General features: G+C 56.5%; 6 protein-coding genes. 2 read left to right on the top strand and 4 right to left on the bottom strand.

Going from position 1 to position 11,662, the window contains the following annotated elements; translation table 11 throughout:
- Positions 1 to 23 precede the first annotated feature (23 nt).
- Positions 24 to 860, bottom strand: a complete 837-nt coding sequence (dapF, locus tag O9H85_RS02965; protein ID WP_269879768.1) for a diaminopimelate epimerase — start codon at positions 858 to 860, stop codon at positions 24 to 26.
- A gap of 345 nt (positions 861 to 1,205) precedes the next feature.
- Positions 1,206 to 4,007 carry a calcium-translocating P-type ATPase, SERCA-type gene (locus O9H85_RS02960; RefSeq protein ID WP_269879767.1) on the bottom strand — a complete coding sequence of 934 codons (2,802 nt, stop codon included), beginning with the start codon at positions 4,005 to 4,007 and terminating at the stop codon, positions 1,206 to 1,208.
- Positions 4,008 to 4,349: 342 nt separating this feature from the next.
- On the opposite strand from O9H85_RS02960, the gene O9H85_RS02955 reads away from it, so the two are divergent.
- A complete protein-coding gene (locus O9H85_RS02955) occupies positions 4,350 to 6,134 on the top strand; it encodes an Rqc2 family fibronectin-binding protein (RefSeq protein WP_269879832.1) in 1,785 nt (594 codons plus the stop codon).
- 80 nt (positions 6,135 to 6,214) lie between these two features.
- Here the strand turns inward: O9H85_RS02955 and O9H85_RS02950 are convergent, their stop codons facing one another.
- Positions 6,215 to 7,147, bottom strand: a complete 933-nt coding sequence (locus O9H85_RS02950) for a MerR family transcriptional regulator (RefSeq protein WP_269879766.1) — start codon at positions 7,145 to 7,147, stop codon at positions 6,215 to 6,217.
- Positions 7,148 to 7,234: 87 nt separating this feature from the next.
- The gene (locus tag O9H85_RS02945) at positions 7,235 to 10,825 is read right to left on the bottom strand and encodes a CheR family methyltransferase (protein ID WP_269879765.1); all 3,591 of its coding nucleotides are present in this window, start codon (positions 10,823 to 10,825) and stop codon (positions 7,235 to 7,237) included.
- 241 nt (positions 10,826 to 11,066) lie between these two features.
- On the opposite strand from O9H85_RS02945, the gene O9H85_RS02940 reads away from it, so the two are divergent.
- Complete coding sequence (locus tag O9H85_RS02940) at positions 11,067 to 11,660, top strand: hypothetical protein (protein ID WP_269879764.1); 594 nt, start codon at positions 11,067 to 11,069, stop codon at positions 11,658 to 11,660.
- Positions 11,661 to 11,662 lie beyond the last annotated feature (2 nt).

The following is an 11,662-nucleotide window of genomic DNA, read 5'->3' as shown; positions in this document are numbered from 1 at the left end:
ACCTTACCTTCCCATGATAAACATTACAACGTTCCTTTAAACACGGTTTCCGCTGGTCCGGTCATATAAACCCGGTTATCCGCTTCATTCCACTCGATAAACAGCTCCCCGCCCTTGAGCGAAACGACCCCTTGCCGATCCATTACGCCGTTCAGCACACCGGCCACGAGCGTGGCGCAGGCGCCGGTTCCGCAGGCCAGCGTAGGGCCGGCTCCCCGTTCCCATACGCGCATATCGGCGAAATCCCTGCGCTTCACGGTAACGAATTCGACGTTGGTCCGCTTCGGAAACAGCGGGTGCGTCTCCAGCTTCGGCCCCCAGGCCGCCAGATCGAAGCCCGCCGCATCGTCCACAAAAATCACGCAGTGCGGATTGCCCATGGAAACGGCGGTGAACCGGAATTCCCGTCCGCCGGCTTCCACGGGAAAATCGCGCACCGGCTCGGCATCCACCGTCGTCGGCACCGCAAGTCCGGATAAAACCGGCGCGCCCATATCGACGCGCACGGCCGTGACCTTGCCTTCGGTTACGGTTAGCTGCACCGCCTGGGCCCCCGCCCCGATCGTCTCGATGACGAGAGACCTCCGGTCCGCCGGTACAAGCCCGTGGTCATATATATATTTGGCCGCGCAGCGGATCGCGTTGCCGCACTGCTCCGCTTCCGAGCCGTCGGAATTGATAATACGCATTTGATAATCCCCCAGGCGGGAAGGCAGCAAATACACCAGCCCGTCCGCTCCGATGCCGAAGTGGCGGTCGCATAAACGCAGCGCCTGATCGCCGGCGTCCGGCGGAAGCTCGCCCGCTCCGGCGATGACGATAAAATCGTTGCCAAGACCTTGCATTTTCGTAAAGTTCATGGTTCAAGACTCCCGTAAGAACGTGTTTTACCCCCTATCATAGCGCAATTCCGGCCCACTGCATAGGGACAGTGCAAAATTTGTTCCGCTGTAACCCCCTATACCAGGATAAACGGCTACGCCGTCCTTGTCTTACAAGGACCAGCGCGTTTACCAAGGTTGATGCGAAGCTGTAAGCCCGCGAAAACTTATAAATTCTTATCAACCCAGGATAAACGGCTACGCCGTCCTTGTCTTACAAGGACCAGCGCGTTTACCAAGGTTGATGCGAAGCTGTAAGTTGTGAAAACTTATAAATTCTTATCAACCAAGCGAAAACCGGACCGCCAAGGCGGTCCGGCATTGTTAGCGGGCGATCGGCTTGATCGGCTTCATCGGCTTCGAACCGCCGCTTCCGTAGGCGAGGGGCCTCCGCTTCGGTTTGCTCATGACGCTGCCGAACCCCATCAGGAAGGTCGGAATGCCGGCAAAGAAGAGAACGAGAATCCAATCGAGCAGACCGAGCGGCACCGTCTTGAAGATCGGCCGCAGCGGCTCCACATAAAGGACCGGCAGCACCAGCAGCAGTGACGAGATGACGGCCAATACAAGCCAGCGGTTCTGCAGCGGATTGCGGTGGAAGATGGAGCGGGAGCTGCGGCAGTCGAAGACATGGATGAGCTGCGCCATAACGAGCGTAACGAACGCGACGGTCTGAGCTTTCATCAATCCGCTCGGGCTGTCCTCCCCCTGATGCAGAGCAATGATGAATGCCGCGAGCGTGCATAAGCCGATCAGCAGCCCGCGGCTGATAATTTTCCAGCCGAGCCTGCGGGCGAATATGTTTTCTTTGGCGCCGCGCGGCTTTTGCTGCATCAGGTCCTTCTCCGCCTGATCCACGCCGAGCGCCATGGCCGGGAGCCCGTCGGTGACGAGATTGACCCACAAAATTTGAATCGGAACGAGCGGCAGCGGCAGACCGGCCATCATGGCGAGGAACATGGTCATGATCTCCCCAACGTTCGAGGCCAGCAAATAACGGATGAATTTGCGGATATTCTCGTAAATGCCGCGTCCTTCCTCGATTGCGGAGACGATCGTGCCGAAATTATCGTCGCTCAGCACGAGGGAGGAAGCCTCCTTCGATACATCCGTGCCGCTGATGCCCATGGCGATTCCGATGTCGGCCGCCTTGATCGCCGGAGCGTCGTTGACGCCGTCGCCGGTCATCGCCACCACATGGCCTCGACGCTGCAAGGATTTGACGATCCGCAGCTTATGCTCCGGCGAAACGCGCGCGTAGACATATGCATTGTCCACATGCTTATCCAGTTCGTCGTCGTCCATCGCCGTAAGCTGCTGTCCGTTCAGAGCGAGCCCGTCGGGAGGGAGGATGCCGAGCTGCTTCGCGATCGCTTCCGCTGTCGTCTGATGATCTCCCGTAATCATCACCGTCTTGATGCCGGCTCTGCGGCACTTCAGGATCGCTTCCCGCACCTCCCGCCGGGGCGGATCGATCATGCCCGTCAGTCCGATGAAGATCAGGTTATTTTCCGTCTCGTCCTCTTCCGTCCCCCGCTCGCTTGTCTTGAGGTCGCTGTAAGCCAGCCCCAGCACGCGAAGCGCGTTCTTGGCCATCCCTTCATTCGCCGCGAGCACCTTCTGACGAAGCGTGGCCGTAAACGGAATCACCTTATCGTCCCACAGCACATAGGCGCATTGCTGGAGCAGCACGTCCGGGGCGCCTTTGGTGCAGACCATGCGTCCGCCTTGATGCTCCACGACGACCGACATCCGCTTCCGTTCGGAATCGAACGGCATTTCTGTAAGACGCCGGTACAAACTGGTCAAGGATTGCTGGGTCACGCCGGCCTTCGCGCCAAGCACGACAAGCGCTCCCTCGGTCGGATCCCCCTTGATGCTCCAGATGCTCGGGTCCGCCTCTTCGGAGCCTTTTTTCTTCTTTCCTCCCGCCGCTTCCTCCGATAGCTCGGCGTTGTTGCACAGCACCGAAACCTGCAGCAGACGCCTTAGCATCTGGTTGCTTCGCACGTCGACCGGCTTGCCCTGCTTCAGAATCGTGCCGTTAGGGTCATAGCCGTCTCCCGTCACCTCAAGCAGCTCGCCGCCCAGCCACATATGCGTAACCGTCATTTTGTTCTGCGTCAGCGTGCCGGTTTTATCCGAGCAAATGACCGACGCGCACCCGAGCGTTTCGACGGACGGCAGCTTGCGCACAATCGCTTTGCGCTGGATCATCCGCTGTACGCCAAGTGCCAGCGCAATCGTTACGATCGCGGGAAGTCCTTCCGGAATGGCCGCGACCGCCAAGCTGACCCCGGCGAGGAACATGCCGTACGGCTCCTGGCCGTGCAGGATGCCCGCCACGACAACAAGCACGGTCAAAGCGATCGCTACGATGATGAGAATCTTCCCCAGCTGCTCCAGCCGGTGCTGAAGCGGCGTTTCCGTCGATTCCGTGCTTTGAATCAGATCGGCGATTTTGCCCATCTCCGTTTCCATCCCCGTACGTACAACGACGCCCTTTGCCGTACCGCGCGTCAGCAGCGTGCCCATGAAGCCGAGGTTCCGCTGATCGCCAAGCGGAATCTCCTCCCCGGCTAACGACTCCGTATGCTTGGCCACCGGGACCGATTCCCCGGTCAATGCCGATTCTTCAGCATAAACGCCGTTAGCTTCCACGAAGCGAATGTCGGCGGGAACCCGGTCGCCGCTTTCCAGCACGACGATATCTCCCGGCACCAGCTCCCGAGCCGGCAGCTGAAGCACCACGCCGTCGCGCAGCACTTTGGCATTCGGAGCCGATAGCTCTTTTAACGCGCGAAGCGACCGCTCGGCCCGGAACTCCTGCACGAACCCGAGAATCCCGTTCATAACGATGATCGCGATGATCGTAATGGCATCCAGGTATTCGCCGAGCAGTCCCGATACCAGTGTGGCCCCAACGAGCACGAGGACCATGAAATCTTTAAACTGATTCAGGAAGAGCGTAATCGGGGATACGCCCTGTCCCTCCGCCAACTCGTTAAGTCCGGCGTCCGAGATCCGCTTGTCCGCCTCCACCGACGTCAACCCTTTTATGGCTTCCGTCCCGGTCGTTTGCAAGGTTTCCTCGGCCGTCATGTGGTACCACTTTCTCTGACTCATCTGCTCTTCCCTCCCAAACTTCTTGCACAGCGAATGTGCGAAAACCTGATGGGAACCACCCGTCTGATTACGTCAATGCCCCGTTCGTACGGATGTCTCCGCCTCAAAAGGTTGTCTAGGGTAAATGTATTCAGACAAGCCGCAAAATAGCACCCTCATCCCTCCAAACGAAGAAGCGATCCGCGCAGCCCCGATGCCGGACCGCCCTGTGTGTCGCTCCATACGGCCGGGTTCAGCTTGCAAGACTTGGCTATAACGGAATTTGCCCTTAAGTTTTTGCCCGAAATATGGCATGATAGAGGGTAGCACATTTGAGAAGCAGAAATGGAGTTGTTGTCAGTCATGTCGTTAGACGGTCTTGTCGTCCGAAGCCTTGTTCATGAACTGCAGAGCCTGGTAGGCGGCAGAATCAATAAAATTCAAATGCCCACGGAGAACGATATCGTGTTGCAAATTCGCGCGGCAGGCACAGGAGTAAAGCTGTTGTTGTCCGCCAACCCCACCTATCCGCGCGTTCATCTTACCGAAGCCGCCTTCATCAACCCAACCGAAGCGCCGATGTTCTGCATGCTCCTGCGCAAGCACTGCGAGAGCGGAATCATCGAATCAGTCGTCCAGCCCGGAATGGAGCGCGTTATCCATATCGGCATCCGCCAAAGAGACGAGCTCGGCGACCTCAGCACGAAAACGATCATTATAGAAATTATGGGACGCCACAGCAACATTATTCTGACGGACCCGTCGACGGGAACGATACTGGACGGAATTCACCATGTCACACCCTCCATCAGCAGCTATCGCGTCGTCATGCCGGGAGTTTCATATACAGCGCCGCCGGAGCAGCACAAGACGCTTCCGACCGAGGTGGACCGGGAACGCTTCGTCGCGCTTCTGACGGAAGCTTCAGCCGGGGTGGAGGACGGCTCCGCGCTAACGCCGGCGGCCTGGGAGAAGCTGCTGGTGCAAAGCTTCAGCGGCATCAGTCCGTTGGTTGCCCGGGAGCTGGTCCACCGCGCGGGAACGGAACCGCGGCTGCTGGAGGATCCGCTTGAGGGTGCCGGCCGTCTATGGGAGCCGTTCCACGGGCTGATCCGGGAGCTGAAGGAGGAGCGGCCGCATCCGATTATCGTGGAAGCCGACGGAGGCAAGGCCTATTTTTCCATTCTGGAGCTGACCCACATCCCGGGCGAAACGAAGCATTACGACAGCATAAGCCGCTGCCTCGAAGCCTACTACGGGGATAAAGCGGAGCGGGACACCGTCAAGCAGCGCGTGTCGGATTTGTTCCGGCTGCTTGCGAACGAACGCAGCAAGAACGTTAAGAAGCTGGAGAAGCTGGAGGAGACGATCCGGGATGCCCGGCAGGCCGACCGATTCCGCATCCTCGGCGAGCTGTTAACCGCTTCGCTGCATTTGATCGCCAAGGGAGACAAGCAGGTCGAGGTCACGAACTATTATGATGAAGAGCAGCGTCCCGTCACCATCGATCTCGATCCTTTGCTGACGCCTTCGGAGAATGCCCAGCGTTATTTCAAGAAGTACACCAAGAGCAAGAACAGCTTAATCGCCGTTCAGGAGCAGATGGAGCAGGCCGAAGAGGAAATCCGCTATCTCGACAATGTGCTGCAGCAGCTGACGAGCGCTTCGCTCGGCGACATTGAGGAAATCCGCGAGGAGCTGGTGGAGCAGGGTTATTTAAGAGACCGCGGCAGCAAAAAAGGCGCCCGGCGCAAGAAGCCGAACGCGCGGCCGGTCCTCGCCTGCTATACCTCCAGCGAGGGCATCCCCATTTATGTGGGCAAGAACAATACGCAGAACGAGTATTTGACGAACCGTCTGGCCCATCCTGCGGACACCTGGCTCCATACGAAGGACATCCCGGGCTCGCACGTCGTGATCCGCAGCCCGGAATTCGGCGACGCCACCTTGAACGAAGCGGCTCAGCTGGCCGCCTTCTTCAGCCAGGGCAAGGAGTCTAGCCAGGTACCGGTCGATTATACGCTGGTCAAGCATGTTCGCAAGCCCAGCGGCGCGAAGCCCGGCTTCGTCATTTACGACCACCAGAAGACGCTGTTCATTACGCCGGAGCCGGACAGCTTGAAACGGCTGCCCGTGCAGCAGAAATAACATCCCGCACCAATGGAAAAGAACGCGGCTCCGCACGAAAGTGCGATGCCGCGTTCTTTTTGTTGGCCGGACTTGTGAGGCTACCCGAGGATCCGCTTCATCTTCTTCACCGCTTCGTGCGCATCCCCGCTGACCCAATGAATCGATTGCGTACCCGGCATAAGCCGGTCCTCCCCGATCGCTCTACCGCCCAGGAACACTTTCGTGGAAAGCCTCCGCGCCGCAATACGGCGGTCCAGTTCTTCATAGAACGGCTTCGCTTCCCCGAGCAGCCGTTCGGACGAAATGCCGAAGGCGAACGCGGCCGGCTCCAGCTGCTCCAAGCAATCGAAGATACCTTTTTCCGATGGGGCCGCGCCGAGGTATACGATCTGAAAGCCTTCCTGCAGCGCGAAATAGCCGAAAAACAACACCCCAAGCTCATGGCGCTCTCCCGGGGAGCAGGCGGTGACGATGAGAGGCGTATCCGCGGACCGGTGGTACGAGATTTTCAGCGCCAGCAGCCGTTCCCGGACAAAATGACTGCCGAAATGCTCCTGGTACTCCGATATGTCTCTCCGCTCCCAGCGGTCTCCGATCTCAACCAGTACCGGAGCCAGCACCTCCAGCAGCACATAATCCATAGAGTGAAGCGCGAGCAGCTGATCGAAAAAACGCTGCGCCCCCGCCTGGTCCAGCCGCAAAAACAGCTGCAGCAGCTTCTCTCGGTATTCGCTAAGCTCATTCGGAGCTTGCACGAGCGAGGCCCGCAGCGGCGGCTCCGCAGCCGCGGCCCTTTTATCCGGCATCAGCAGCTTCATCTCTTCCACGGCAAGCCCGATCGGAACGCCCTCGTCCACTTTGTTCTTCAGCCATAAGAGCGTCTCGACATCGCGCCCCGTATATCCGCGGTAGCCGTTAGGGAACCGGGAGGGTGCGACCGCCTCATACCTTTCCTCCCATTTGCGGATGAGCTGGGTGGATAATCCCGTTCGCATGGAGACTTCTTTAATGGTAAACAGCCTCTGATTCATCCGGAAAACCCCCGAACCATCATGTACCCCCATTATAGAGCGTTAACAAACGTTATACAAGGGCAAGCAATGGTGACGGGACGGAGGTTACCCTAGCAGAGGCAGCACAATATTGACCGTAGTGCCGGCCCCCTCTTTGCTGTTGATGGTCATTTTACCCTGGTGATTTTCAATAATTTTGTAGCTGACCATCAGCCCGAGCCCCGTGCCTTTGTTCTTGGTCGTAAAAAACGGCTCGCCCAGCTTGGCCAGCGTCTGGGCCGGAATACCGCTGCCGTTGTCCGTGAAGCTGATCTTCAGCATGCCCTCCTCGGTACGGACCGCCCGGATGACCATTTTGCCCCCGCTTGCCATCGCTTCGACTCCATTCTTCACGACATTGATGAACACCTGCTTCAATTGGTTCTCCACGCAGTTGACCATCGGCAGACTATCGTCGATTTCCGTCTCGATCTGCACGTTGGATATGATAGCCTGCGTATCCAGCAGCAGCAGTACGTCGTGGAGAATTACGGGCACCGGCTTCGGCAAAAATTCGACGGCTTGCGGCTTCGCCAGCACGAGAAGCTCACTGACGATTTCCTCAATCCGTTCCAGCTCTCCCGACATGATGGCGAGATAGCTTTCGTTCGGTCCCCCCGAAGTCATCAGCTTCGTAAAGCCCTTGAGCGCCGTCAGCGGATTTCGGATTTCATGCGCGATGCCGGCGGCCAGCTGTCCGACCGCGGAGAGCATCTCCGATTTGCGGAGCAGCTCTTCCGTTTGCTTGCGGTCGCTGATATCCTCGGCGATTTTTAAATAATGAATGATCTGCCGCTTGCGGTTCTTGATCGGCAGAAACTTGACGGATTCCCAATAGAGCTCCCCGTCGCTGCGCCGGCTTTCGAGCTCTCCCTTCCATTCCCGGCCTGACGAGATCGCGTCCCACACCTCGCGGAATGCCGGACCTGCCGAATCCGTATTGTTCAACTCGCGCAGATGCTTGCCGGCCACATCCGACAGCTGGAACGACGTCACCTCAGTAAATTTCGGGTTCACATATTCCACACGTCCGTCCGCGTCCGTAATGACCTTGATCGAAGGGCTCTGCTGGATCGCGTAGGACAGCTTCAACAGCTCCTCGTTGGCGGATTTCAGCTCGGTGATGTCGACGAATGTCAGCACAATGCCCTTGACGGCCTTGTCATTGGCGCGATAAGGCAGCACCCGCATGTTGTACCATTTGCCATTGTTGCTCTGAATTTCACGCTCCAGCGCGTTCTCCGTCTTCAGCACTTTTTTCGCATCCCGAAGGATGCCGTCATACTTGAAATTATGGGAAATATGCCCGATCGGACGTCCGTGGTCGACTTCCATCAAATTGATTTCTTTCATGATCGCCGGGGTAAACCGCCTCACGCGCATTTGATTGTCCAGAAAAATGGTTCCGATCTTCGTGCTGACAAGAAAATTGTCCAGATCGTTGTTGACTTCGGTCAGCTCTTGGATTTTGAACTGGTATTCCGTATTTACGGTGACCAATTCCTCGTTCAGCGACTGCAGTTCTTCGTTTGCGCTCATCAGCTCTTCGTTGGCGGCAACCAATTCCTCGTTCGTCGCTTGAAGCTCCTCATTGGAAGTTTCCAGCTCTTCGATCGTCGCTTGAAGCGATTCCTCCGCCCGCTGAAGCTCCTGCTCCAACTCGATGATCCTTTCGTTCACGTTGCTTGCGATATCGAACGATTCGATCGTCCTGGTCGGGACAGGCTGCTCCGCCGTTTCCTCGAACGTGACCAGCACCAGCTGGTCGAATTTTTTGTTCTTCGTCGAAAAAGGCTTAACCGTCACTTTCACAGCAGGCGAATGATCCGCTTGGTTTACTCTCAGGCTCTTGTATACAACCGGCTGCCGATCTTTAAATACCTTGACGATCGCTGTCACGATAGCTACCGCCAGATGGGCTTCGACCATCTTGTAAATATTCCAGCTCGGCTTTCCTTGGGCCAGAACGAGATACGGATTGATGTTACCGCTCAGATGGAGCACCTCGTTGTGCTCATTGATAACCATGCAGGGCGGCATATGCTCATCGGCGAATACAGTGCACAAGTCGTTCTCTTTTTTGTAAGAAGGAGATTCCTTCGGGGCAGGAAAACCGCGCCTGGCGATGTGATGAATTCTGGATATGTCCATGCCTTCATTCATGCTCATGCTGCTGTAAGTCATAGGGGGCTGCATTTTATTTTGTTGGAAAATATTCCATTTCCGGTCATAGGGGGTAAACAAATTGGATAGCCTGCCTAGCGTCTCGCTCGGTCCCAGGAACAAAAAACCGCTCGGGCTAAGTGCAAAATGGAACAAAGAAATCACCTTGCGCTGCATCTCGGGCTGCAAATAAATGAGCATGTTGCGGCAGGTGATCAAATCCAGGCTGCTGAACGGCGGATCCTTGGTAATATTATGCGGCGCGAAGACGACCATCTTCCGAATGTCCTTGTTCACGGAATATACATCGCCATGGCGGGTGAAATAGGTCTTTACCAACCTGCGCGGCAAATCCTCGAGCGCGGTTTCCGGGTAAATGCCCTGGCTGGCAAAATCGATCGAATCCTTGTCGAGATCGGTTGCGAAAATTTTGACTGTAAACGGCTTGTCCATCCTGCTCATATGCTCCCGGAGCAAAATGGCCAGCGAATAGGCTTCCTCGCCCGTCGAGCAGCCGGCTACCCAGACGCGGACGATGCGGTCATACTGCTTGTTGTCGAAGATGGCGGGAATCACCTTTCGGTGCATGATCTCGAAGGCCTGGCTGTCGCGGAAAAAACGGGTGATGCCGATGAGCAGGTCCTTAACGAGCACACTTACCTCGTCAGGATGACTCTCCAGGAAGCACACATAAATTCGGAATCCGGCAATGTTCTGCAGCCGGATACGCCGTTCGATCCTCCTCACGATACTGTTCTGCTTATAATAAGAGAAATCGATGCCGCTGGCCTGCTTCAGCAGGGTGAAGATGCCGAGTAAGCTCTCAGTATCCTCCTCGTTTAGCAGCTTGTCCTCTTCCGGGGCAGTGGCTCCGTGCGATTCGTTCTGCATACTGACCGGCCAGCTGCACATATAATCGGCGATGGTCCTGGGATTCAGCACATCATCGAAGCTTCCGGGTAATCGGACGCTGCCCGTCATCCCGTCGGACTTCGCCGTTGGCTCATCCTGCACCAGTACGAGCCCGCCGTGCTCCTTGATCGCTTCCATGCCACGAGTGCCGTCGCTGCCCGTTCCCGAGAGAATCACGGCGATCGCATGCTTTCCTTCTTCCTTGGCCAATGAGGTAAGGAACAGATCAATGGGCAAATTTAAACCCGCGGACTGCTGGTGATCGGTCACCTGCAGCACGCGGTTTTTGATGGTCATATTTTTGTTCGGAGGAATCAAATAAATGCAATTGGGCCGAACCTCCATCTTGTCCTCAGCCTCGATCACCTGCATCGACGTGATCTTGGAAAACTGCTCGGCCATGAAGCTTATGTAATCGGGCAATAAATGCTGGATAATGATAAAAGATAGCCCGCTGCACGGTTCCACATGGGCGAAAAGCTGTTGAAGCGCCTCCAAGCCACAGGCCGACGCTCCGATGCCGACGATGCCGTTTGTCTCAACGGGGGCGCCCTGCTCCGTTTTCGCCTGATTTTTAATCATTCGCACATCAACCTTTCCTGTAACCGTTGCCTCTTCCATCCGTTGATCCGAATCTTGTAAACAATTCGTATTATACCAAAATCAGCCATCTGCATCAAAAAATATCATTTTCTTCTCCGCCAACGATTCCCTATTGCACCTTCTACTGGAACCGTGACGGCAATTGGTTTAGAATAGATTTAACTGATGATCCGGACAGCTTATCGGAGCTTTCTATCAAACCTTTGTTAGGGTGATTCCTGTGTCCTATCCTCTGCCCTGCTTCCCGGTTCCCTATTTCAAAGTCGACGATCAATACCGCATAATGGAATGCTCGAATTCCGCGAAGCTCCTGTTCCCTTATTCCGAACGATTGACGGAGATCGTCGCTCCCGGCTCGGCTGCCAAGCTGGCGCGTTTTGTCCAGCCGCCGCAACAGGCAAGCATCGAGCTCAACCTGCTGGAAGCCTCAAACCGGCCGGTCCTTTACGAGCTGTACCAACAGTGGGAGGACAATAGGACCGGACATCTGGTGCTCATCCGCAGTCAGCATCGGCTCGGCCTCATTCATAGGCGGATCGAACGGAGGAAGATCGGCCTATGGAGCCCGGAGCCGGACGTTCCCTCTGTAGTAATCAAGAGAATGGCCGCGATGCAAGGTCCTGCATTGCCGGCTGACGCTTCCGAATCGTTCCGGGAGATAAAGAACGCGATATCGACCATTGAGGATTTGATCGGCGTGCTGCAAACCGACCTCATCGAAGCGGGTAAAGACGCTTATGCCGGCTTAATCCTCGATCAAACCGCAGCCATCAAAGAGTGGATCGCATCCATGGAAAAAGAAGCCCGGGGCTGAAA

The sequence above is a fragment of the Paenibacillus gyeongsangnamensis genome (assembly GCF_027533625.1).
Classification (GTDB): domain Bacteria; phylum Bacillota; class Bacilli; order Paenibacillales; family NBRC-103111; genus Paenibacillus_G; species Paenibacillus_G gyeongsangnamensis.
The sequence above is the reverse complement of the archived record's forward strand: the minus strand, read 5'-3'. Positions and strand labels throughout refer to the sequence as shown.